Here is a 24,018-nt window from a genome sequence, read left to right on the forward strand (position 1 = left end):
CGGGACGAAACGATTCATCACTCACAAGCGAAGCTAGGGCCGAAATCCGGCTGCGGAGGACCGCAGCCGGGCCGCTACTGGTTGATCTTGGTCGGCAGCATGACGTTGGTCGGCCCGCGCGTGCCGATGCCGAGTGCCCCTGGCAGGATGCTCCTCTGAATCCGGAGAACGTCCCCAGGCAGAAGCTCGGTGTGCTCCTCCGCATCGATCGTCTGAGCCTTGCCGTCCTGGACGCGAATGACGGCCAGGTTCCGGGTTTCGATGGTGCCGTCGGAGCTACCGGCCAGGGTCGGTACGAGCAGCTGGGCTTCGACCAGAAGGCTCCGGTTGGTGTCGAACTTGACGCTGATGTCGTCGAGATCCATACGGATCTTCTGAACCTCCGCGGTCAGCGTCGCATTGCGCTCGCTCTTCAGGTCGAAGATCCGCTGGTCGGCCTGGGTGATGCTCTGGTGCGATCGCAGGATCAGCATCAGGAAGCCCTGCTCGTTCATCTCGAGCTGCGCCTGCATGCGCTCGAGGTTCGCCACGCGGCTGAGCGTCGTCAGCCCGCGCTTGACCAGACTGCGGACCTCCGCGAGTTCGCGTTCAACGCTGGCGGACTGTGCCTTGTTGGCCTCGATCTGGCGCGTGATCGCCGCGATCTCGCGCTCATACAGGTTGCGATTCTGAACCAGGCTGTCGATCTGGTTTTTCAAGGCGTCGACGCGAATGTTCAAAAGTGAGCGCTCCTCGTCGAGAAGCTGCCTGAGCCCGGAATCGCCCTGCGACCGCGCGAGCAGATCGGGCGGAAACTGGATGTTGTTGGTCATCATCAACTCGGCGTTCAACCGAGCCCGGCGCGCCGTCAGTTGCTGATGGCGCTTGACGAGAGTCTGCAGGTCCCCGCCGATGTTGATGGCGTCGCGATCGAGCCGCATCAGGCCGGGGTCGTTGAAGCGCAGCCACCCGCCTGCGAGGCTGACGACCTGCAGGACGGTCATTCCCGGACGGAACTGATATTCGCCAGGCTTCTGGACGTCGCCCAGTACATAGACCGGGCGCGTCTCGAGGACCTCGACCGAGGTGCCAGGCTTGTCGGACATGCCGGCACGCACGAAGCGGTCAGAGATCTTGTTCGCGATCTCCTTGGTCGAAAGGCCGTTGACCGGAACATCACCGACCGGCGCAATGGAGATCGTTCCGTTCGCGCGGACCTTATACTCGCCGCTCAACTCCGGATACTGGAAGATCTTGATCTTCAGCTTGTCATCGGGGCGAACGATATAGTCGGACGTCGCGCGAGCTGCATTGCCGCCAAGCAGGCACAGGGCCAGAGAGACTGATCCGACGATGCGTGTCCATGAATGGCTATGCCTCATTGTAGCACCTCTGCGGGTTCACGGTTATCCGGCAATTGGCTCCGGGTTCATTGCAGGCCCGATTGGGGGACGGCTGGCTGCCAGGAACGCTTCCGCCTCCCAGAGTTTGTCTCCGAACCGTCCGATCATCCGGTCGTCGACCATGTTCAATACAGCCCCGATGAAATCGGACGGTGCCGCTCCCGATACCGCGAAAGCGCGCTCGACCCGTTCCATGGCCGGGCCGCCCCACTTCATCACCAGCAGAATCCCATCGACGCTTCGCGCGAGCATTCGAAACTCGGGGCCCCGTTCCAACGGCGGCAGAGCGACAAAGATCAGGTCGTAGGCGAGCAGGGCCTTCCGGTCGAAATGCGTCCACCAATTCGCGGCGTCGCGACCGTCCAGGGGCTCTGCAGCCAGAACGTCGGGGCCGTCACCATCGGTGCGGCGCAGATTGCTCCCGGGCGGCCGCGGCCAAGCCTCGGGCGCTCCTTCCGGCCCGGAACTGGCCGCATCGGTCAAAGGATGTGGCTGGTCGCGGCGGTCGAGATCGACCAGCAAGACCTTCCTCTCACTGCCTGCAGCCATGCGCGCGAGATGCTTTGCCACAGTCGTGGCGCCCTCTCCCGCTACCGGCGAGGCGATGCCGACGATGCGCGCATCGGCGGCCTCGATCGCCACCGTCGCCCGGAGCAGCGTCTGCTCGAGCAGCGGAGCGGACGGCAGCTCGTCGTCGCTGGGCTGCTCATCGATGCTGGGAGTCCGGCTCGAAGCCGGCGCCGCACGGCGTCTGAGCAAGGGGATAGCGCCGATGCATTCCAGGCCGAAACTCTCGACCTGACGGGCGGAGCGGATCGTCTTGTCCCGGACGTCCAGCAACAGCGCCAGCACCGATCCGGCGACCAGGCCGGCCATGATGGCCGCCAACAGGACGAGGATCTTCCGTGGCCCGTCCGGCCTGTCCGGAGCAAGGGCTGGCGTCATCACGAACGCGCTGGGCCCCAATCCCCGCAAGCGCTCCCGCAGCGACGGCAGCCGGTCGCCATCCTGCTCCGCAACGCCGCGCCCTTGCAACAGAACCTGGCTGATGCTGTTTGCGATGCGTGCCGACTTATCGGGATCGGAGGTCGTGGCGCTGATGAGGATGGCGTGACTCGTTCCCACCCGCTTGACCGAGACGCGCTTCGCAAGGGCGTCGACGACGAGTTCCTGCCTGGCTCGGTTGTCGTCGGAGCCCGCTCGCGTTTCCTCAGTACCCCCCGACAGCCCTTTCAATATCGCGGCCGAGAACCCGCCTGCGATCCCCGAGAATGGTAGCGCAGCGGAAGCGAATTCGGGATCATCGCTCAAATTCAACGAGCGCGCGACCTTCGCAAGGACGGCGCGCGATCGCGCGAACTCGCTCTCGTTCTGAACTTGCGTGAGATCGGCGCGTCCGATCGAAATGACGAGGTCCGGACCGGGCTGAATCTCTTTGACGTAAACCTGAAGCTGGGTAGATGCCGTGTAATTAGCCGGCCGGAGCATCAAGAAGACGGCAGTCGGCATCGTCAAGCATGCAATACAGGCGGCGATCAGCTTCCAGCGGCGCCGAAGGCCGGGAAGTCCGATCGGTATTGCTGTCTGGCGATCGTCACTATAGACCGACATAGGAATTCAGACCCCAATTGCCTGCCGCTGCATTGCCAATGTGAGGGCGACCTTCAAAAAGCGTGCCCAAACGCCTCGCTCGGCATGTTTTAAAATTAGCAATACTAGAAATATTCAAATATTATTGTGTCAAATCCGGAATCGATATGTCACTGGCCTGCGATGAATTATTGTTCGACAGCTGGAACTCGAGATTATCCGATTCGAATTTGCGAGCTGATCGCATCCACACGAACGCTTTATTCCAAATCTCCCAGTTGGCGCTCTCCATGATGATTCGGTAGTCATCAGCGCTAAGTCGGCTAAGAATCAATTCTGCGACCATCCGTGCCCGGTCCCCGCCCGAATTGCTTCGTCCGTCCTCGGGGGGCCAATGGAACGCGCGGCCTGACAAGAACGATGCGGAGAAGCCCTCCTCCGCCGGACGATCATCCGCCTTTGCGCGCGCCTTCGCCCGTGAAGCAGAAGTCTCCGAGTACAGTTCGCTGCGCGAGACGCACTCGCCATTCTCAAGCCGTCGCAGGACCGACCTGCGAACCGCCGAGGGCGTCGTCTTGGACAGATAGACGCGCAGCGTCGACGGAACCATGAGTGCCGCGAGATTGCTGTCGGCGTGGGAATCCGCCTCGCGCGCGAGCTTCATCAGATCCTGCGCCGTTCGAATCTTGAACTCGCAGGCCTTTTCGACCCATTTGACGAAAGCGCCATGCGGCAGTTTCGCTTTCACGCCAAGGAGTTCCCGGCCGATCTCGACAGCATGCTCGGTGGCTGCGCGGCGTAGTGCCTTGATCCGCTGCGCAGCATCCTGCAATTCCGATGCGGACATTGGCGTTACGGATTTGTGCATGTCCGGAAGCACGGCCAACCCCTTACTCAACCCAGCATTTTAACGAGTCTAAGCTCGACTGCCCGCGTGGCGAAGCGATCAAAGGGGTTCCCGCCAGCGCAAAGGGGGTAGTTCTTTCAGATTACCTCCGAGTTCGCTTCGGGCGTCATGGGAGCCGGGGGCCGGCCCTGTGGCACCGCAACAGGCGCAAGCGGATTCCGGTCAAGAGCTCCGGATCAGAGCCGCATGCCGCCGTCCACCGCGATTTCTGCGCCGTTGATGTAACTTCCCTCGCGCGAACACAGCAGCAGTGCGATGCCCGCACAATCCGCGGGCGAGCCGATCCGGCCGAGGGGGATGCGCGACAGGGCCAGTTGCTCCCGTCCGGGCTGCGCCAGGATCTCGCGGTTGCGATCGGTGCGGATGGCGCCAGGCTGGATGACGTTGAAGGTGAGATCACCGCCTCCCGTCGTGCGGGCGAGCGTCCGGATCATGCTGGTTTGAGCGGCCTTGGTGGCGGCGTAGTACAAGCAATCGGCATTGGCGCGCGTCTCCTGCACCGAGCCGATTGCGATCACGCGGCCGAAGCCGCGCGCTGTCATGCCGGGCAGGAAGGCCTTCAGCAGCCGTGCCGTCGCATGCAGGTTGACCTCACTTTGAGTGGCGAGCGCACCGTCGGTCAGGGCCTCGAGCGCCTGCCGGATCTCGGCCGAAGCGGATAGCACGAGGATGTCGGGCGAGAGCCCGCGCTCCTCCAGCGCACTGGCCATGCGGCTGGGCGCGTCGGGCGCGCCCAGTTCCGCCATCAGCGCGCTGGCGAGGGCGCCTCCATCCCGAAGCCGCAGTGCAGCCGCGTCGGCCTCAGCGTCGCGATCATGGATCACGACATGCGCCGATGCTGCCGCGAGCGCCGATGCGATGGCGAGCCCGATGCCGCGTGCCCCACCGGTGACGAGAGCGACGCGGCCGGAAAGCGCTCCCGCCATCAGCCGAGTAGCGGCTTCACGCGGGCCACCGCGTCGTCCATCGCCTGCTGTGGCGGCTTGCGGCCGAGCACGGCGGCCTGCGTCTCCTCTATGAAGATGTCATGCGCACGGGCCTGCTCGTCGAAGGCCGGCAGATGGATGCGCGAGGCCTTCAGCGCCGCGGCCTCGTCTGCCGCATAGGGCATGGCTGCCTTAAGTTTCTCGTCGGAATAGGTCGAGATGCGGGTCGGGCCATTGCCGTTGAGCGCCATCGCCAGCGTCCCCGCCTTGGAGGACAGCGCGCGGATCAGTTCCCAGCCGAGCGGCTTCTGCTTGGCGTTTTTCGGGATGACGAGCGACCAGAACTCGACCGTCGGGGCATAGGCGACCTTGCCGGCGAGATCGGAGGCCATTGGCGGCAGCAGCGATTTGAAGCGCCCACCATACTTGCCCTTGGACGGGTCGTTATAGGTCACCAGCCGGGCGAAGGGGTTGATCGTCATCGCCGCCCTTCCCTGCTGCATCCAGGTGGTGATCTCCTCGTTGTTCACGGTCGCGAAATTCCGCGGCAGGACTCCGGCCTTGTAGAAGTCGGCCAGCAGCGCCAGCGCCTTGATCATCGGCGGCTCGTTGGCGACGAGCTTTCCATCAGGCGTCATGTAATCGCCCCCGAGGCAGCGTGCGAGCGTCAGGAAATTCGAGGCGAAGACGGCTGTGAAGGCGAGGCCGTTCACCTGCGTGCCGTCATCGCGCTTGAAAGTGAGCTTGCGCGCCAGTTCGGCCAGTTCCTCGAAACTTGTCGGCAGCTTGCTGACGCCGCGCTCCTCGAGGATCGCCTCATTGTAGATCAGGGCGTTGGTGGCATGGCGCACGGGGATGGCGTGCAGCGCACCATCGAGCCGCATCGGCGCGATCAGGCCGGGTGCGAAATCGTCCACCGCCTCGATCGGCGCCGCCTTCATCAAGGCGTCGAGCGGCTCGAACAGCTTGAGATTGCGCGGCACGGCGCGTCCGTTGAGCAGATAGGCGACGTCGATCGTGGTTTCGCCCAGCGAGACCTCACGCAACAGCCGCTCATGGATCGCGTTGACGTCGCCGAAGGTCACCCAATTGACGGTCGCGTCCGCCTGCTTGCGGAACCCTTCGGTCGCATCGCCGCCAGGGCCGGTCGTCGCGGAGGTCTGGTGGACGCGATGGCCGAGCGCCGTGACGGTCCTGGCCTGGGCGAGAGCTGCGCCCGGCAAGGACAGGGCCGCGGTTGCGCCGCCCGCGAACAGCCCGAAGTCGCGACGGGATATGAACTTCGACATGGCATTCCTCCGAGAGCTTGGCTCGCGCTATTCCGCGCGGTCTTGTTTGGATGATCTCAGGCCGGCAGCAGCGGCTGGACGCGCTTGACCAGCGACGCCATCGCCTCCTCCGGCGTCTTCAGACCGAGGACTGCTGCCTCCGCCTCCTCCTTGAAGAGATCACCGGCGCGCGCGGCCTCGTCGAAGGCCGGCATCGGCACGCGCGCGACCTTGAGCACCTTCAATTCCTCGGCCGCGTAGGGAACGGTGCCGGCGAAGCCCGAATCGGCATAGGTCGAGGCGCGGACAGGACCATTGCCGTTCAGGGCGGCCTTCAGGGTCGCTTCCTTGGAGGCCATCGCCTTGATGAAGCTCCAGGCGAGATCCTTGCGCTTGGCGTTCTTCGGGATGACCATCCCCCAGAACTCGACCTTGGCCGGCGCGGCGTCATACTTGCCCGCAAGCGTTTTGGAAGCCGGCACCGCGATCGTCTTGATCTTGCCGGGGAATTTCGATTTGTGCGGGTCGTTGTAGATCCGGTTTCGGCCCATACTCTGCAGGCTCATCGCCGCGCGCCCGGTCTGCATCCAGACATTGACGTCCTCAGGCGAAAGCGTCGCAAAGGTACGCGGAAACGCGCCCGCCTCGAACAGGGCGCGCAGCAGCTTGATCGCGTTCAGCATCGGTGGCTGGTCGGCGACGCATTTGAAGTCGGGCGTGATGAAGTCACCGTCCCAGGCACGGGCGATGTCGATCACGTTGGGATAGGTCACGCCGGGCATGCAGAGCCCGGTCACCGCCGTGCCGTCGGCCCTGCGATAGGTGCAGGCGCGGGCGATCTCGACCATTTCCTCGATCGTTGCCGGCGGCTTCGAGAAGCCCTTCTCCGCCAGCAGCTCCTCATTGAAGTGCAGGCCCGACGAGGCGTGGCGGAAGGGGATCGCGATCTGCTTGCCGCCAACCTTCATCCCCTCCATCAGGCCGGGGAAGACGTCGGCGCCGTCCTCCAGCGGATCGCGCTTGAGAAAGTCGTCAAGCGGCTCGAACAGGGTGGCGGCGCGCGGGATCGCCTGGGTGTTCAGGAGGAAGCCGACATCGACCGAGGTTTCGCCTAGGCTCGCCTCGCGGAACAGCCTCTCCTGCAGCGGACCGGTATCGAAGGTCGTCCACTGTATCGTGGTGCCGTTCTTCTGGGCCCAGTCCTTGGTGATGTCGCCGCCCTGAGCGCCGGTTGCGACCGTCTGCATGACGCGATGGGCGAAGACGTTGAGCGGGCCGCCCTGCGCGAAAGCGGGCGAGACCTCGAATCCGGCGAGGCCTGCCCCCGCGATGCCGGCGATGAGCTGCCTACGGTCGAGCCCTTGTCTTGTGGTCATGGTCGTCCTCCCGTGATGCCGCGATTTCCGCGATGGCGGCTTCAGCCGCTTCGAAGTGCTTGTTCATGGCGGCTCGCGCCGCATCGGCGTCGCCGGCGCGGATCGCATCGACCACGCGCACATGCCGCTCATAGGTCTTGCGCCAGTCCGCTTGCGTGCGGGCCTCGCGCGAATTGAAGATTTCCATCACCTGCCGGATCACCGGCCGCAGGCCACGGATCTGAAAGTCAAGCAGGCGATTGCCGGAGGAGGCGGCGATCGCCTCGTGGAAGTCAAGATCGGCTTCGATCCAGCGCGGCACGTCGCCGAGCGCGGCTTCCATATGCGTCATGATCGTATCAAGGCGCGCAAGATCGGCCTCGCTGCGCCTCTCGGCGCTATGCGCGGCGATCGGCGGCTCGAGAATGCGGCGCAGTTCCACGGCCTCGATCAGCCCGGCCCGGCTGCCTCCGACCGCGAAACGGAAGAAGCGATCAAGCGGTGCAGCGTTCAGCGCCTGCACCCGCGTGACCTTGCCCTGCTGGATATGAACGACGCCCATCGCCGCAAGCTGGCGGATCGCCTCGCGGGCGATCGGCTTGCTCACGCCGAAAGACGCCGCGATCCGCGATTCCGACGGAAGTGCGTCGCCGGGCTTCAGGCGGCCGTCCTGGATCGCCTGCGTGATGCGCTGGATCACGGCATCGCCAAGGCGCATCGGTACGACATCGGTCCCGCCGAACGGGTCGTCGCTGACGTTCTCGATCGCTGCGTCCGCCATTCCTGTCTCCATGGAAATGATGATTGACAGACGATCGGCATCTTTGCAACTGATGAACTTATCAAATAAGTGACTCATCCAAATTCGTTTGGTTGTCCTGGGGAGGACAGCGCCGCATGACAGCAGATCAGATCGAGAGGGTCGTCGCGCATCCGCTGCGCGCCACCTTGCCCAAGGTCCAGCGCACCTCGCAGGGCGACTATCCTGCGATCGAGCTCGTGGTCGTCGAGATCGTGACGGCCGATGGCGTGACCGGTTTCGGCGAAGGCCTGTGCCGGCGCGGCGCCGCCGGATACGCCCGGCTCATTGACGAGGCGCTGACACCCCGACTGCTTGGCAAGGATGCTGCCGACCGGCGCGCGCTCTGGAAGGCGATGCGCGCGGCGCTGTCCGGCCGGCCCGGCGGGCAATTGGTCGAGGCGATCTCGGCCGTCGACATCGCGCTCTGGGATATCGCCGGAAAGCGTTCCGGACAGCCCGTCCACAAGCTGCTTGGCGGCATGGGGCGCAGCGAGGTCGCAGCCTACGCATCCTCGATCAACTGGCTCGATGACGCGACCGTCGAGACCGAGGTCGCCGCCGCGGTGAAGGCGGGTTTCCGCGAGATCAAGGTCAAGCTCGGCCATCCGCTGAAGGACGCGGTCGCGCGCGCCAGGCTGGTGCGCAAGCTCGCGGGCGACGACATCGCGCTCTATGTCGATGCCAACTGGGCCTATGACGTCGACGATGCAATGATCGTCGGCCGCGCGCTCGCCGATCTCGGCTACGGCTTCTTCGAGGAACCGATCGCGCCGCATGATCGCGAGGGCTATCGAAGGCTGGCGCAGCATCTGCCGATCCGCCTTGCAGCCGGTGAGAGCGATTATGTCGCCTCCGAGGCGCTGACGATGCTGCAGGATCGTTCGCTAGGGCTGCTCCAGCCGGATGTGACGCGCTCGGGCGGCATCACTGAAACCTGGCGCATCGCCGAGCTGGCGGCGGCCTTCAACACGGCCTATGCGCCGCATGTGGGCTGGTCGGGCGCGATCTGCGTCGCCGCCAGCCTCCAGCTTGCCGCTGCGGCCGAGAGTTTCCGCACCTTCGAGTGCATGGTCTACGAGAACCCGCTGCGCGACGCCTTCACGACGCCGGTTGTCGGCGAGGGCTCGCAATTGATCGAGGGCAGGCTCAAGGTGCCGCAGGGCCCGGGGCTGGGCATCGAGATCGACCGCGACGCGCTCGCGCGCTTCCGGATCGCGTGATGAGCGTGCGCGCTCCCCTCTCCGCCGTCGCGCTGGTCACGCCGGTCCAACTCATGGTCGGCGGCATCATCTTCCTGCCGGCGATCTATGTCTTCTGGCTCAGCCTCAACCAGTCTTCCTTCGGGCAGGCTGCGACCTTCGTCGGCCTCGCCAACTACGCGAAGGTGCTGGGCGATGCCTATTTCTGGCGGGCACTCGTCAATACCGTGATCGTCGTCGCGGTCGTCGTGCATGTCGAACTTCTGCTCGGCCTGCTGATGGCGCTGTTCTTCGCCTCGGGCGTGCCGTTTCGGCCGGTCCTGCTCGCCATCGTGCTCGCGCCCTATGCGGTCAGCGAGGTCTCGGCGGTGGTGATGTGGCGTTTTCTGTTCGAGCCCGATGTCGGGATGATGAGCCAGGTGCTCGCCTTCGTCGGCCTGCCACCGATCGAATGGGCGGTGAAGCCGAGCCACGGGCTGTTCATGGTTTCGCTGCTCTCGATCTGGCTGCACCTGCCCTTCAGCTTCATCATCATCTATGCGGCCCGGCTCTCGATCCCGAGTGATCTCTACGAGGCCGGCGCCATCGACGGCGCGACGGGCTGGGCTGCCTTCCGGCGCATCACGCTGCCATTGCTGATGCCGGCCCTGCTGATCGCGGCGCTGTTTCGCTACATCTTCGCCTTCCGCCTGTTCTCGGAGGTCTGGCTGATGACCGGCGGTGGCCCGGCGCGCACGACCGAGGTGCTCGCGGTGTACCTCTATCTCGAGGCCTTCCGTTACAACGCCTTCGGCTCGGCCGCCGCCACCGGCTGGCTGCTCGTGCTCGCCTCGCTCGTGCTGGCGCTGTTCTATCTGCGCCGGCTCTACAGGGAGATGTTCGGCAAGCATGCTTAAGCTCCCTGCTCTGCGCGCAGCCTTCAAGCTCCTCGGCGTCCTCGCGATCGTCGCCTGGTCGATCCTGCCGATCGCGCTGATCGTGATGTCGTCCTTCAAGGCCGACCGCGACATCTTCTCGACCTCGGGCGCCTTCTCCTTCGCGCCGACGCTCGCCAATTACGAAATGCTCTGGGGCCGCTGGGGCGACTTCTTCTTCGGGCTCTGGAACAGCTTCCTGGTGACGGTCGGCGCCACGATCCTGGCCGTGGGCGTCTCGCTTCTGGCCGGCTTCGCCTATTCGCGCTTCGCCTCCAGGGGCCTGCAGGCCAGTGCCTTCTTCCTGATCTTCATCCGGCTGATCCCCCCGATCGTGATCACGCTGCCGCTGTTTCCGGTAGTGAACCGGCTCGGGCTGAACGACACCCATTTCATCCTGATCGTGCTCTACGCCACCTTCTTCGTCTCGCTCGGCACGATCGTGATGCGCACCTTCATCGACCAGATTCCGCGCGAGCTGGACGAGGCCGCGATGATGGACGGCGCCTCGCAGATGCAGATCGTCTGGCGCGTGATCCTGCCCATGGCTGCACAGGGCATGCTGGCGGTTTCGGTCTTCGTGATCGTCTATGCCTGGAACGAGTTCCTGTTCGCCTTCATCTTCACCACGACCAAGGCCAAGACGGCGCCGTTGGTGATCTCCGAGATGATCGGCGCCGTCGAGGGTGTCGAATGGGGCGTGCTCTTCGCGGCGTCCACCGTCCAGCTCGTGCCGGTCCTCGCCTTCGTCATCCTCATGCAGAAGCATCTCGTTGCGGGCCTGACCGCCGGCGCGGTGAAAGGGTAGAAGCCATGAACGCTGCAGATTTCCGGCTCGACGACATGCGCCGTGCCATCCGCGAGGCCGATCCGCAGCTCAGCCGTTTCGATCCGCTGCCGCGCATCATCTGCCTCGACGATTTCGACCGCGGCATGTGCGGCTGGACCCAGCTCGTCGGAAATTACGAGGATACGCTCGACGCGATGCTGCCGGGCTATGCCCAGCACAGCCATGCCATGCTCTCGACCCTGCCCAATTGGGATTTCGGCTCGCATGGCGGCGTTGACGGCTCCTACGCCCTGAAGATCGCGACACGGCCGAAAAAGGGCGCGCAGAACGTCGCGATCAAGCGCCTGACCTTCCGCAAGCCCGGTCCGATCCGGATCGAGGCCTATTTCACCTTCAAGCCGGAGGCCACCGAGCTGGCGCTGTCGGAGACCGACATCCGGTCGTTCGGCTTTCTCTACGATCTCCAGGTCACGGACCAGCATGGCGCGGGTGGCAACCGCGTGATGCCGCATCTGCGCTTTCTGAACGCCCTCGACGGCCAGCACGTCCAGAAATGGCAGTTCAAGCGCAAGACGACGCCGATCAAGCCGATCGGCACCTCCGGCAAGACGATCACGCATTATCACCTGGCGGAATCCGACTGGGAGGACCTGCCCGGCGGCGAGCAGCGGCTCTGCTACAACGAGATCCCGACCAAGGTGAACTGGCACTATTTCCGCTTCGACTTCGACCTCGCGACGATGCAGGCGACCGGCTTTCAGGTGAATGACCGGGTCTTCGACATGGGCGGCTTCGAGCCGATCCGCATCCCCGCGATGAAGAATCTCTGGTGCATGCTGAACCTTGCCTTCTTCGCCGAGACGGACACCGACAAGCGCGCCTTCGCCTATCTCGATTCCGTCTGCCTGTCGGGAGATTTCTGATGCTGCCCGAGAACCTCACCGCCGTCGTTGCCCGCAACGAGATCTGGACCGGCGAAAGTGCGACCGAGCCCTATGAGGCCGGCTGGGCCAGGGAGGCCGTCATCTTCGTCCGCGCGCTCAAGGAACCCAAGGGCGCGCTTCCGATGGCACGCATCGAGATCTCGGCCGACGGCATGCACTGGTGCCGCGAAGGCTCCGAATTCGCTTTGCCCGCACAGAAGGATGGCGTGACGTTCCAGCGTCTCGGGCATTTCGGCAACTTCGTCCGTGTCGCCGCATCGCTGCCTTCGGGCACGGAAATCGTCGTCCTGGTGACGCTGCATCTGAAGGCCTGAGCGCCGCCCCTCGTGGGGCCGCGTCAATCGAGCGGAGGCCGGGGCATCTGCCTTGAGGCTCGCATGCACCCGGTGCAGCCCAGCCGGCCGAAAACCGGCCTCGACGCTGCCCGAGCATTCCCCGAAGACAGGCGCAACGCTGCAGAACCGAGTCAACTGTCGTCCCGTCGCGGAGCAGGACATCTAGCGGCGACGGGATGGAGAAGCGCCTTGAAGCTGCCTGTGTGGGCGAGCGCCCTGTGCGCGACCCTTCTCATTCAAATCGTCAGCTCGTTTGCTTCGGCAGCCATCCCACTTCTCGGGCCAATCCTGACGCAGCGATGGGGCTTGCCGCCCGAGAGCATCGGCTATGTCTCGGCCATCGTTTCGATCGGCATATGCTGGTGCCTGGCCTGCGGCGGCCCGATGCTCGATCACTACGGCCCGATCCGGACCTTGCAGCTCAGCCTCGCCTGCGTCGCCGCAGGCGTTGCACTGCTGGCCTACCCCAACGTCTTCGTGGGCCTGCTTGGCGCACTCGCCATCGGCCTGGGCGTGGCGCCGAACAACCCGGCCGGCAGCAAGATTCTGATGGGAACGGCGCCGCCCAGGCACCGGACTCTGATCTTCTCGATCAGGCAGGCCGGCGTCCCGCTGGGCGGGGCGATCGCCGGCTTCACGATTGCGCCCGCCGTGCTGGCGCTGGGCTTTGCCAACGCGATCTGGCTGATCATTGTGATCGTCGTTCTGAGCGCTCTGGCCGTCCAGCCTTTCCAGCCGCGGCTTGATGCAGAGAAGGGGCCGCTCAACCACGCCTGGGCACGCTTCTTCCTGTCGCCTGCCGCCCTGCTGCGCTCGGCCAGCGTCATTCGCACCCACCCCGCCCTGCCGCTGCTCACAGCGATGGGCGTCGCCTTTTCGATCTCCCAGGCCAGCGTCACTGCCTTTACCGCGACGTATCTGGTGACCCAGCAGGGCAAATCGCTTGCCGAGGCAGGCACATTCGTTGCCGTGCTGCTGACGGCGAGCACCCTCTCACGCATCTTCCTCGGCTGGCTGGCGGATAGACTGGGACGTGGGCTGCTGCTGCTCTACCTCCTCTCCCTGGCAACGAGTGCGGCCATCCTGCTGCTCGTCTGGTCGGCAGCGGCGCCCGCCATATGGGTCTATGCCTGCGTCGCATTGGTCGGCGCGACTGCACTGGGCTGGAATGGCGTCTATATGGCCGAACTCGCGAGGCTGGCCCCGCCTGCCCTCATCGGCGACGTCACCTCCGCATCAAATCTCTTCGGTTTCGTCGGCTCAGTCTGCGGCCCGATCGTCTTTGCGGTGATTGCCAACCGCACCGCCAGCTTCGATTGGTCGTTCATCCTCATGGCCTCCCAGGTCGGCGCCTTCGGTCTCTTCGCGGTCTGGCGCCATCGCCGGGCCTGAGCCTGCGCCGAACGGCGGCCTCGCGCTAGTCCAGGCCGATCTTGCGTCCGCCGTCGCGAAACAGTTGCGCGCCTTCAGGGGTGAAATGCATCGCGGTGAGGAAGTCGTCGATGCGGTAATGCGGCAGCACGCTGCGTATGGCCGCCAGATGAGCCTGCCCCTCGTCGTGCCTCCCGGCGAGCGATAGCGACAGCGCGGCGATCGCACGGATCTGGGCATGCGCATTCGGGCGAGCAGCAGCCTTGATCGCCCAATCCGCCGCCTCGTCGAAGCGCCCGAGCCGGACCAGGGCCATGGCGCGAGCGCCGAGCATGCCGAACAGCATAGGGTCGAAGGGGCTGAGCTGGCGCGAGTAGTCCGAGGACGCGATCGCCGCGGCGGCATCGCCGGCCTGCGAATGGACGAAGGCCAACGCGTAGTGGCCCTGGGCGAAATTCGGGCTGAGCGCGATCGCTTGTTCCAACTCGGCGACCGACTGGTCGTGGCGACCGCGCAGCCACAGCGCCCTGCCCATTGCCCAATGCGCGGCCGGATCGCGGTCATCGACCATGAGGCTCTGTCCGGCCGCCTCGAAGGCCAGATCGATCTGCGGCGCGCGCGCCGTCCAGCCCTGAAAGGCGTTCTGGAAATGGGTGAAGGACAGCCCGGCATAGGCGCGCGCGAAGGTCGGATCGAGCCTGATCGCCCGCTCGAAGAACGAGCGGGCCTTGTCATTGTCGGCCTGATTGAAGCGATACATGTGCCAGAGGCCACGATGATGCGCTTCCCACGCGTCGAGGCCATTGGGCGGCTTCAGGATGGCGCGGTTGCGTTCGGCCGCCTCGACCTCGCTGGCGACGCTCGCGACGATGCGGTCGCCGATCTCGTCGAGCACGAGGAATGTGTCGTCGGCCGTGCGATTGAAGATCTCGGCCCAGACGACGCGGCCGCTTTCCGTCTCGGCGAGTTCGACGGTGATCGTCAGGCGGCCGGTCTGGCGCCGCAATGAGCCGCTGACGACATATTCGACCTTGAGCATCCTGCCGGCCTGCTCCGGGCCGATATGCCGGTCGTGCAGCCTGAAGACGGTGCCCTGAGCGATCACGAAGAGGCTGCGCAGCTTCGCGAGCCGGGTGATCACGTCATGCGCGAGCGCCGCAGCCGCTCCACCATCCTCTCCGGCAGCGATTGATTGATCGGTGAACGGCATCACAGCGATCGAGGCGCGCCGTGCCGCGCCGGCCACCTCGCCTTCATCGCCGACGGCCGCGCCCACCTCCGGAACGTCGGCGGGCGTCGCGGCTGCGGCCGGCGGGCGATCGGCGCCCGCGGTTCGCACCGCGGCCCAGGCTTGCCGGAGAGGCGCGGCATCGAAGCCCTCCGCCTCGAACAGCCGGCTTGCCGCTGCCAGATGATCGTCGCCGTCGCGAAGCTGGCCGTTCCGGGCCAGACGGGCGAGCAGCAGACCATGCGCCCGCAGGTCGAATGGCGCGAGTTCCAGCCAGCGCTCCAGATGACCGCTGCCCTGATCCTCGCCGCATGCGACCAATCTTTCCAGGAGAGCGATGTGGATGGAATGGAAGCGCCGCCGCTGCGCCATGAGCCAGTTGTCGAAGGCCGGACAGCGCTCGATCTCGAGCCCATCGAGAAGCTCGCTCTGGACGAGAGCCGCGAGGGCCTCCGCCTGGGCCGGGCCCAATGTCCCGATGCCCGACCGGCTCGCATGAGCAATGTCGCATGCATCGACGCTGCAATCCGACAGGTCGAGCCAGACCGTGTCGGCCTGCGCGCGGACTCGTTGCCGGTCAGGCCCATCGACCATCTGCCGGATCTTGCTCAGGCACCACCGTAGTTCGCCGCGTGGATCATTGGGTACGTCCCAGAGCAGTTCGCAAAGCCGGGTCCGTGTGACCGGCTGGGGCGTTAGTGCCAGATAGGCGAAGAGCGCGCGGACCTTGCGCGAGCGGGGGAGCGCCAGCGAAGCTCCGTTTCGCCGGATCGCCAACGGTCCCAGCAGCCGCACCTGCAAGGCAGGGTTCGTTTCGAGGACGCCGGCTGTGTCGGATTCCACGGCCATTTCCACACCGGATCCCACGCTCGCTTCCACGGGTGGCGACTAGTCTCGGAGGCATCGCGTCACAGCTGTCGCGACGACAGGCCCGCCCCCGCACGCGCAGGGATAGGCCGCATCGCAGAAGCACGGCCCCTCACATGGAGAGCGAGCAATGTCAGCCACTGCCACGATCCAGAGCCAAACCGCACCGACCGTCGACTTCGCCGCGATCAAGGCCCGCCAGCATGGCGCCTGGTCGTCGGGCGATTATGCCGTCGTCGGAACCACGCTGCAAATCGTCGGCGAGAACCTCTGCGAGGCCCTCGATCTGCGTGCCGGGCAGACGGTGCTCGACGTCGCTGCGGGCAACGGGAATGCCAGCCTCGCGGCGGCACGGCGCTGGTGCAAGGTGACGAGCACGGACTATGTCGGCGCCCTGCTCGAGCGCGCCCGCGAGCGGGCCGGAGCGGAGCGCCTGGAGATGGTGTTCCGCGAGGCGGATGCGGAAGCCCTGCCCTTCCCCGATGCCAGTTTCGACGCAGTCCTCTCGACCTTCGGCGTGATGTTCACGCCCGACCAGGAGCGCGCCGCAAGCGAACTCCTGCGCGTCTGCCGGCCCGGCGGCAAGATCGGGATGGCCAACTGGACGCCCGAGGGCTTCATAGGCCAACTGTTCAAGACAATCGGGCAGCATATGGCACCCCCGCCCGGCGCACGCTCGCCGGCGCTCTGGGGCACCCGGGCGCGGCTTGCCGAACTCTTCCCCGCCGATGAGGCGATGGTCGAGGCGACGGAGCGCCACTTCGTCTTCCGCTATCACTCGCCGGAGCATTGGCTTGAGGTGTTCAGGGGATACTACGGCCCGGTCCTCAAGACATTCGCCGCCCTGGCGCCGCCGGCCCAGCTCGCGCTGGAGCAGGATTTGAAGGCGCTGATCGCCCGCTTCAACCGCTCCGGGGACGGAACGGTGGTCGTGCCGAGCGCCTATCTGGAAGTCGTCGCCACGCGGCGCTGATCTCGACCATGCAACCGGCTATACCGCGGCCGAGCGCATAGGATAAGATTGTGCGCTTTACGCTGACGGCAGTGTTGGTTGGAAGGAGAGACGGCCTTGCGCTTCGTGCCCTCCGCCTCGGCCGCGGCCTTCGCTCGAACGAGGAGACGCGACGTCCTCGCGCTCCTCGGAGGTGCGCTGGCGTCATGGACCGTTCCGGCCAATGCGCAGCGCCCCACAGTGCCGGTGATTGGATATCTTGGCTCGGAATCGCCGGACCGCTACGCCAGTCGTCTTGCAGCCTTCCGAGCCGGACTCGCCGAAACCGGATTTATCGAGGGACGCAACGTCGCGATCGAGTATCGCTGGGCGGAAGGTCAGTACCGCCGGCTGCCGGCATTGGCGAAGGACCTGGTCGACCGGCAGGTGAACCTGATCGTCGCGCCTGGTGGCGCCGAAGTCGCGCTCGCGGCGAAGGCGGCTACCTCCGATATTCCGGTCGTTTTCGAGATGGGGGGCGATCCCGTCGCCCTCGGCGTGGTGGACAGCCTCTCGCGACCGGCCGGCAATCTCACCGGGGTGTCGAGCCTGAGCGTCGAGGTTTCCCGCAAGCGGCTGGAGTTCATGAGCGAGCTGCGTCCTGGCATCAAGCTGTTCGCTGCCGCCATGAACCCGGCCAGCCCGACGGCGAAAACGCAACTGGGAAATCTCCAGGTCGCAGCGAGCAGCCTCGGATTGGAGCTGCGCATCCTGGAGGCTAGCGCCGAGGAGGAATTCGACGCGATGTTCGCAAGCGCGGCGCAGCTGCGTGTCGGGGGCCTCGTCTTCAGCTCTGACCCGTATTTCGCCTACCGCAGCCCGCAACTGGCGGCGCTTGCCGTCACCCATGCCGTGCCGGCGATCACGCAATCCCGCGATTTCCCGCTTGCCGGCGGATTGATGAGCTATGGCGGCGACTTCGAACAGTCGCACCGCCACACCGGCATCTATGCCGGCCGGATTATCAAGGGTGCGAAGCCCTCGGAGCTGCCGGTACAACGTGTCACAAAAGTCGAGATGTGCATCAATCTCAAGGCGGCCAGGACACTCGACCTGGCCTTTCCGCCCTCGCTTCTGAGCAGCGCCGACCTTGTGATCGAATGAGCATCTGACCGAATGAGCTGGCCGGCGCGCCGCCCGAGAGCCAAGACTGTGTCCGATCCCCTCGCCGCACCGCGGATGTCCCTGTTCAGCAAGTATTTCCTTGCCCTGTTCGCAGCGGTCGTCGTGCCACTTCTGATCGCAGGCGGCAGCCAGGCCTGGCTCGGCTATCGCGACCGGCGGGCCGATCTGAACGATCTGCTCGATGCCGAGGCCCGGGCAGCCGCCTCCAAGATTCAGGATTTCATGGAAGGCATCCGCGACCAGCTCCGCTGGACCGTGCAGTTGCCCTGGTCGGACAGTGCCGATGAGAGGCGCAGGCTGGAGGCCCTGCTTCTGCTGCGGCAGGTTCCGGCCGTCCTCAGCCTCGCCCTCGTCGATGCAGCCGGCAGGGAGCGCCTGTTCGTGTCGAGGATCGGGCTCAATCGGATCGAGGGTGGCGAGGACCATTCCGCCAACCCGGCCGTCACGGGCGCCCGCGGGGAGCGTTCCTGGTTCGGGCCAGTGACATTCCAGCGCGGTTCGGAGCCCTTCATGACGGTATCCGTCGCGGGCAGCCGTGCGGCGGCCGGTGTCGCCGTCGCCGAGGTCAACCTCAAATTCATCTGGGATGTGATCTCGGCGATACGGGTCGGACGGACGGGCGAAGCCTTCGTTCTCGATCGGCAAGGCCGCCTCATCGCCCATCCCGATATCAGCCTGGTGCTTCGTGCCGACGATGCCGGCACCCAGCCGCTCAGGGATCTACGGGCAGCCATCGTCGCGCGACCTGGCGAAGCCATCGCCGGCCGCGACATCGCGGGCAACACGGTGCTGGCGGCGATGGCGCCGATCTCGTCCGCCGGCTGGAGCGTCATCGTCAGCCAGCCCGCGGCCGAGGCCTTTGGGCCGATCTATGCCGCGCTCTGGCGCACGCTGGGCCTGCTCGTGGCGGGTGCTGCGCTGGCAGCAGCCCTCGCCTATTGGCTCACCCAGCGCATGACACGGCCGATCCTGGTGCTCGAAGACGGGGTTGCGCGGATCGGCGCAGGGCAGTTCGACCACAGGATCACCATTGCAACGGGCGACGAATTCGAACGGCTTGCGGCCCGCTTCAACGAGATGGCGGGCGAGCTGGCGGTCTCACAAGAACGCTCGGAGCGGATCAGCCGGCTCAAGCGCTTTCTCGCGCCACAAGTGGCCGAGCTCGTCGATGGCAGCGGAGACGAGCATGTGCTGGACGGCCGCCGCGTCGAAGTCGTCGTGGTCTTCTGCGACCTGCGGGGCTTCACCGCCTTTTCGGCGCGCTCCGACCCCGAGACCGTCATTCACCTTCTGGGCGAGTACTACGATGCGCTCGAACGGGTGGTCAGCAACCACGGTGCCACGCTGACCAATTTTTCCGGCGACGGTGCGATGGTGCTCGTGAACGCACCGGTGCCTTGCCCCGACCCCGCCTTGCGTGCCGTCGAGATGGCCCGCGACATGCAGTCTGACGTGCAAAGGCTCCTGGCGGAGCGGCAGGCGCTCGACCACGGGCTCGGCTTCGGCGTGGGTCTCGCCATGGGGCCGGCGACCGTCGGGCGCATCGGTTCGGAAGGCCGCCTCGACTACACCGCCATCGGCAACGTCGTGAACCTCGCATCACGGTTGTGCTCGGGCGCTCATGACCGGGAAATCCTCGTCGATCGTGTCGCGGCCAGCGCCGTGGGCTCGAAGCTGCCGCTTGTCGAACTCGTTCCGCGTGCTCTGAAGGGGTTCGACCGGCCCGTATCGGTTTTCGCGGCCGCCGCGTTGGCCCCGCAATGACGCACCGGTGGCAACCGGGCGCGAGCCTGCCCGGTGCTCAAATCGCACCGATCCTGGCGAGCCGCTTCAAGTCCTCGAGATCATGGATCATCAGCCGGCCGCGCCCGAGCGAGAGAATGCCGTCGCGCTTCCAATTCTGCAGGTGGCGGTTCACCGTTTCACGCGTCACACCGGCGAGCGAGGCGAGTTCCTCCTGCGAGGCGTGGACTTCTGCACCGTAGTCGGTCACGAGCATCAGAATCCGGCGGGCCAGCCGCGTCTCGGCGGACAAGAATGTCGTCTCTTCCATCCGCTCGATCAGGTCGCGCAGCCGAGCGCAGAGAAGCTCGAGCAATTGCAGCGCGATCGACGGGTCGCTCTTGAGCAGGCCCAGAAAGTCGTGCCGCGGCAGGAAGAACATGTCCGTATCCTCCATCGCCACCGCATCGGCGGTTCGGGAGCGGCCGTCAAGCAGGGCGATCTCGCCGAAGATGTCGCCGCCCCCGAGGATGTTCATCGTCATCTGCTGCCCGAGGTCATCGGTCGTTCCGATACGGATCAACCCGCGCCGGATCGCATAGAGCCCATCGCTCGTGTCTCCCTTCAGGAACAGCACCTCGCGCGCCGCAAGATGGTGCGGCTTGCAGATCGCCGCGATCCTGTCGAGCGTGTCCTGGACCAGCCCGGAGAAGAACGGGTTCGTCGACAGAAGGCTCGCGATGCGCTGACGCCCCTCGTTCATCCAGCGACCCCGGCGACCGGCTCCGCCGAGCGGCGGCAGCCTATGTGATCCAGCGCACAGAACCCGAAGCTCTAAAGTTCCAGAAACCCATCGCGATCAGCCGCCGCGATCATCCTTCGCGATCAGCGACAATGCCGATCCAACTGGGGAGTTACGTCGTGTACAACGCCCTGAACCATCATCAAACCACCTTGAAAGTAGCAGATCTGGAAGCTTTGCGCGACGTCGGGCCGGCTGACGGGACCGGCGAAGGCTCGTTCCTGGGACGGCTGTCGCGCGGAGCCGGTACCCTTCGTCGGTGGCTGTCGCGGGGACGCGACGATCGGTTCGCCGCCTTCCAGCCGGAGCCTCTCGACGACCACACCTTGAGCGACATCGGAATGGAGCGCATCGAAACGCTCTATTGGGATCCGAAGAAAAGCAGCCATTGATCTGAGCGGGCTCGATAATTCGGACCGCATATCGTTCTCGTTGTCGAAATTGCGTCGTCCGCCCGACGACGGCGTCTCGCGGGAACGTGATGGACCGCCCGCTCGTGCAATTGCTGCGACGCCGAACTCGGCCAGCATAGAGGTGGACCGCGCCGGGCTCTCATGCCAGCATTCAGCCAAGCTTGCTTGATCCTGCACTGGCCGTCGCGACCGGCGCTTTCCGGTCGGGACATGAGAGCTTCGTAGCGACGATGCAGCGCCATCTGACTGCCATCCTCTCAGCCGACGTCGTCGGGTATATGCGCCTCAGCGAGGCGGCGGAGGAAGCGACTCATCATCGCCTGATGAGCCTGCGCAGCAGCCTGATCGATCCCTGCGTGCAGGAGCATGAAGGGCGGATCGTCAAGAACACCGGCGACGGGTTTCTGGCGACCTTCGACAGCGCCCCCTCGGCAACGCGGTGCGCGCTTCGCCTGCAGCGCGCGCTGGCCGTCGCCACCGCCGACCAACCGCTTGCGCTGCGGATCGCATTTCGGATGGGCATTCATCTTGCCGACGTCATTCTCGAGAACGACGACATCTTCGGCGACGGGGTCAATGTTGCCGCCAGGCTGCAATCCTATGCCGAGCAGGGCCGCGTGATCATATCCGAGGCTGTCTTCGAGCAGGCCGACGAGGAGGCCAGGTCGCTCGCTTTCGACATGGGCGAGATCTTCCTGCGCAATCACGAGCGGCCGGTGCGTGTCTTCGCCCTCGGCTATGAGCCGGGCCCCGGTCCGACCCGGAAGATTGGCGAGGCGCCGGCCGGCGTCGATGCGCGGGCATCCATCGCTGTGCTGCCGTTCCGCATGAATGGTTCGCGGTCCAAGAAGACCCTGGTCGCCGACGGTGTCGTCGACTCGATCATCCAGTCACTGTCCGGCCTGAAGGAGCTGTTCGTGATCTCGCGGGGATCGACCCTGAAATATGGTCGGCGGCGGGTCGACCCGGTGGCGATCGGGCGCCGGCTCGGCGTTCGCTACATCATGGACGGAACCGTAGCGCTACACCGCGGCAATGTCCGGATCAGCACCGAGCTGATCGCCAACGAGAACGGCGCCGTGGTCAGCGCCGATCACTACGATGGCAAGATCGCCGAGCTGTTCGAGCTGCAGGACCGCATCTCGTTGAAGCTCGTCAGAACCATCGCCCCCCATGTGCGGGAGCGCGAGCTGCGCCGGGCGCTGCGCCAGCACCCCCACAACATGACAGCCTACGACCTGCTGCTCCAGGCGCTCGACCTGCTCTACAAGATGGATCCCGACAGCTTTGCCCGTGCGCGCGGGCTGCTGCAGCAGGCCATGGCGCTGGATCCGGCCTACGCGCCGCCCTTCACCTATGCGGCCCTCTGGCATGTCTTCCGTGTCGGCGAGCTCGGATCGCCCGATCCCGACGGGGACGCCAAGGTCGCGGTCGACCGGGCGCTCGCGGCCGTCGAGCGCGACGGCAACGATGCCCTCGCGCTGGCGATCTATGGCCATGTCCAGTCCTTCCTGCTGCACGACACCGTCACGGCGCAACGCTTCCTCGACCGGGCGATCGAGGCCGGGCCGAGCGTGGCGATGGCCTGGTCGATGAGCAGCGCAACACGCGGATTCGTCGGAGACGGCCCTCTGGCGGTGCTGCACGGCGAGAAGGGACAGCGTCTGGCGCCGGCCGATCCCTATCGCTTCTGGCACGAGGGCATGCTCGCGCAGGCCCACTACGTCAACGGCGACTACGATCAGGCCGTCAGCTGGGCGCGTAGCGCGGTCGCGTACAACCCTGCAATTCGCTTTACATTGAGGACGCTTGCCGCCAGCTTGGTGGCGGCTGGCCGAATGGCGGAAGCCGCGCGCGCGGCGGACCGCCTGATGCTGGTCCAGCCCGACTTTCGATTGACCTCCTACGCCCCGCGCTGCCCGTTCGTGCCACCCGTTCTGGAGCGATGGATCGGGCATCTGCGGGGAGCGGGACTGCCTGACTGAGCCGAAGCCTGACGACTTTGCCGTAACAGCAATCGTGGGGGGCGAGCCATGACCGGGAACACGGGCAACACCGGCAATACGGGAAACGCCGGGATCAGCGGCGACATGGGTGGGGGCTGGTTCGTCCCCGACAGGCCCGATTTCCCCTTCATCATGGAAACCCGACCGAACGGCGCGGGCGGTGTCGAACGCATCGCAGAGCTTCGCCGGGAGGTCCATATCCGCGACGAATCCACCGGATCTCGACGTCGGATCAAGTTCCGCAGCGCCAATACGGGCACAGCGCCTTCTGTTGCCTTCGACGAGAACAACTGGGGCGCGCGCTGGTATGCGTTCGATGTCCTGATCCCCTTCGCCAGGAACTGGGGGCCGGGCGCGATCCACGACGATCTCGCCGACATCCTGATCGGCCTCAACGATTATGTCGTCCCGAACGACCCGACGTCGGGGACGAAGCAGGCGCGCGAGATCGACATCCTATGCGCGATGGCCCGCGACGAACGTGCGTCGGCGCTGGGCGAGATCCTGAGCCAGGATGTCGAATTCATCACGACCTTCATGGAATTCCTGGCGATGACGCCAGGTTCGCACCCGCGCACCTTCCGGGTGCTCCACATCGCTAGCCTGATCGCGTCCTTCGCCGCGCTGCACTTCAAGCATGAGTTCAACCGGCCGCGCCCATCCTGGCAATGCCCGGCCCTGCTTCCGCCGGTCCCGGTGCCCGGCCACTCCTCCTATCCGAGCGGCCACGCGACCCAGGCTCATCTGATCGCGCTTTGCATGCAGCATGTGCTCGGGCTGGTCCAGCCGGCCCTGCCGCAGCGCGACGCCGATGCCATGAAAGCCGGCCTGCACGCGCTGGCGTGCCGGGTCGCACGCAATCGCGAGATCGCCGGCCTGCATTTCCAGAGTGACTCGGAAGCTGGCAAGCGCCTGGCGGAAGCGGTGTTCGACATCCTCGCCGAGCCCGATCCGCAGGATCAGACGGCTTATGCGATCAGGCCATTCGGGCTTGCCGTGGTCGCGGCGGCCCGAAGGGAATGGACGCCTGACAGGGCCTTTCCGTGATGTCCGGCCCTGGCGACGGCCCAACGAGGTTCGA

The 24,018-nt window shown here is 65.6% G+C and carries 21 protein-coding genes; 12 read left to right on the forward strand and 9 right to left on the reverse strand.

Annotation, left to right across the window (positions count from 1 at the left end):
* Positions 1-74: 74 nt before the first annotated feature.
* The 7 genes from VGN82_RS13135 to VGN82_RS13165 form a co-directional block, all read right to left on the reverse strand.
* Positions 75-1,361, reverse strand: a complete 1,287-nt coding sequence (locus tag VGN82_RS13135) for a polysaccharide biosynthesis/export family protein (RefSeq protein ID WP_327527470.1) — start codon at positions 1,359-1,361, stop codon at positions 75-77.
* A gap of 24 nt (positions 1,362-1,385) precedes the next feature.
* Entirely contained in the window at positions 1,386-2,993 is a 1,608-nt protein-coding gene (locus tag VGN82_RS13140; protein ID WP_327527471.1) for a Wzz/FepE/Etk N-terminal domain-containing protein, read from the reverse strand.
* Positions 2,994-3,114: 121 nt separating this feature from the next.
* Positions 3,115-3,852: a DUF3102 domain-containing protein gene (locus VGN82_RS13145; RefSeq protein WP_327527907.1), complete on the reverse strand. Its 738-nt coding sequence runs from the start codon at positions 3,850-3,852 to the stop codon at positions 3,115-3,117.
* A 203-nt stretch (positions 3,853-4,055) separates the two neighbouring features.
* Complete coding sequence (locus VGN82_RS13150) at positions 4,056-4,805, reverse strand: SDR family NAD(P)-dependent oxidoreductase (RefSeq protein WP_327527472.1); 750 nt, start codon at positions 4,803-4,805, stop codon at positions 4,056-4,058.
* Entirely contained in the window at positions 4,805-6,094 is a 1,290-nt protein-coding gene (locus tag VGN82_RS13155) for an ABC transporter substrate-binding protein (RefSeq protein ID WP_327527473.1), read from the reverse strand. The genes VGN82_RS13150 and VGN82_RS13155 overlap by 1 nt, the downstream gene beginning before the upstream one ends.
* 56 nt (positions 6,095-6,150) lie before the next feature.
* On the reverse strand, positions 6,151-7,449 hold the full coding sequence (locus VGN82_RS13160; RefSeq protein ID WP_327527474.1) for an ABC transporter substrate-binding protein: 1,299 nt from the start codon (positions 7,447-7,449) through the stop codon (positions 6,151-6,153).
* Entirely contained in the window at positions 7,421-8,209 is a 789-nt protein-coding gene (locus tag VGN82_RS13165; protein ID WP_327527475.1) for a FadR/GntR family transcriptional regulator, read from the reverse strand. Before VGN82_RS13165 ends, VGN82_RS13160 begins: the two co-directional genes overlap by 29 nt.
* 116 nt (positions 8,210-8,325) lie before the next feature.
* Here VGN82_RS13165 and VGN82_RS13170 point away from each other — a divergent pair, with 116 nt between their 5' ends.
* The 6 genes from VGN82_RS13170 to VGN82_RS13195 all read left to right on the forward strand — a co-directional run bounded on the left by VGN82_RS13170 (position 8,326) and on the right by VGN82_RS13195 (position 13,804).
* Positions 8,326-9,450, forward strand: a complete 1,125-nt coding sequence (locus VGN82_RS13170; RefSeq protein WP_327527476.1) for a mandelate racemase/muconate lactonizing enzyme family protein — start codon at positions 8,326-8,328, stop codon at positions 9,448-9,450.
* Positions 9,450-10,325: a carbohydrate ABC transporter permease gene (locus VGN82_RS13175; protein ID WP_327527477.1), complete on the forward strand. Its 876-nt coding sequence runs from the start codon at positions 9,450-9,452 to the stop codon at positions 10,323-10,325. Before VGN82_RS13170 ends, VGN82_RS13175 begins: the two co-directional genes overlap by 1 nt.
* On the forward strand, positions 10,318-11,151 hold the full coding sequence (locus VGN82_RS13180; RefSeq protein ID WP_327527478.1) for a carbohydrate ABC transporter permease: 834 nt from the start codon (positions 10,318-10,320) through the stop codon (positions 11,149-11,151). The genes VGN82_RS13175 and VGN82_RS13180 overlap by 8 nt, the downstream gene beginning before the upstream one ends.
* Positions 11,152-11,186: 35 nt before the next feature.
* A complete protein-coding gene (locus VGN82_RS13185) occupies positions 11,187-12,056 on the forward strand; it encodes a DUF6772 family protein (protein ID WP_327527908.1) in 870 nt (289 codons plus the stop codon).
* Positions 12,056-12,391: a hypothetical protein gene (locus tag VGN82_RS13190; protein WP_327527479.1), complete on the forward strand. Its 336-nt coding sequence runs from the start codon at positions 12,056-12,058 to the stop codon at positions 12,389-12,391. Before VGN82_RS13185 ends, VGN82_RS13190 begins: the two co-directional genes overlap by 1 nt.
* Positions 12,392-12,454: 63 nt before the next feature.
* On the forward strand, positions 12,455-13,804 hold the full coding sequence (locus VGN82_RS13195) for an MFS transporter (RefSeq protein ID WP_327527480.1): 1,350 nt from the start codon (positions 12,455-12,457) through the stop codon (positions 13,802-13,804).
* A 25-nt stretch (positions 13,805-13,829) separates the two neighbouring features.
* Here the strand turns inward: VGN82_RS13195 and VGN82_RS13200 are convergent, their stop codons facing one another.
* Positions 13,830-15,860 (reverse strand): tetratricopeptide repeat protein, encoded by a 2,031-nt coding sequence (locus tag VGN82_RS13200; protein WP_327527481.1) that lies wholly within the window; start codon positions 15,858-15,860, stop codon positions 13,830-13,832.
* 148 nt (positions 15,861-16,008) lie between these two features.
* On the opposite strand from VGN82_RS13200, the gene VGN82_RS13205 reads away from it, so the two are divergent.
* The 3 genes from VGN82_RS13205 (at position 16,009) to VGN82_RS13215 (ending at position 19,758) form a co-directional block, all read left to right on the forward strand.
* Complete coding sequence (locus VGN82_RS13205) at positions 16,009-16,851, forward strand: class I SAM-dependent methyltransferase (RefSeq protein WP_327527482.1); 843 nt, start codon at positions 16,009-16,011, stop codon at positions 16,849-16,851.
* Between the two features lie 177 nt (positions 16,852-17,028).
* Positions 17,029-17,973, forward strand: coding sequence for an ABC transporter substrate-binding protein (locus VGN82_RS13210; RefSeq protein WP_327527909.1), 945 nt, complete (start codon positions 17,029-17,031; stop codon positions 17,971-17,973).
* A gap of 75 nt (positions 17,974-18,048) precedes the next feature.
* A complete protein-coding gene (locus VGN82_RS13215; RefSeq protein ID WP_327527910.1) occupies positions 18,049-19,758 on the forward strand; it encodes a cache domain-containing protein in 1,710 nt (569 codons plus the stop codon).
* 37 nt (positions 19,759-19,795) lie between these two features.
* Here the strand turns inward: VGN82_RS13215 and VGN82_RS13220 are convergent, their stop codons facing one another.
* Positions 19,796-20,479, reverse strand: a complete 684-nt coding sequence (locus tag VGN82_RS13220) for a Crp/Fnr family transcriptional regulator (RefSeq protein WP_327527483.1) — start codon at positions 20,477-20,479, stop codon at positions 19,796-19,798.
* A gap of 158 nt (positions 20,480-20,637) precedes the next feature.
* Here VGN82_RS13220 and VGN82_RS13225 point away from each other — a divergent pair, with 158 nt between their 5' ends.
* From VGN82_RS13225 to VGN82_RS13235, 3 genes are all read left to right on the forward strand, one after another.
* Positions 20,638-20,910, forward strand: coding sequence for a hypothetical protein (locus tag VGN82_RS13225; RefSeq protein WP_327527484.1), 273 nt, complete (start codon positions 20,638-20,640; stop codon positions 20,908-20,910).
* A gap of 182 nt (positions 20,911-21,092) precedes the next feature.
* On the forward strand, positions 21,093-22,916 hold the full coding sequence (locus VGN82_RS13230; RefSeq protein ID WP_327527485.1) for an adenylate/guanylate cyclase domain-containing protein: 1,824 nt from the start codon (positions 21,093-21,095) through the stop codon (positions 22,914-22,916).
* A gap of 48 nt (positions 22,917-22,964) precedes the next feature.
* Entirely contained in the window at positions 22,965-23,984 is a 1,020-nt protein-coding gene (locus tag VGN82_RS13235; protein ID WP_327527486.1) for a phosphatase PAP2 family protein, read from the forward strand.
* The last annotated feature ends 34 nt before the right edge of the window (positions 23,985-24,018 follow it).

This window comes from Allobosea sp., assembly GCF_035999205.1.
In the GTDB taxonomy this organism is placed as follows: Bacteria; Pseudomonadota; Alphaproteobacteria; order Rhizobiales; family Beijerinckiaceae; genus Allobosea.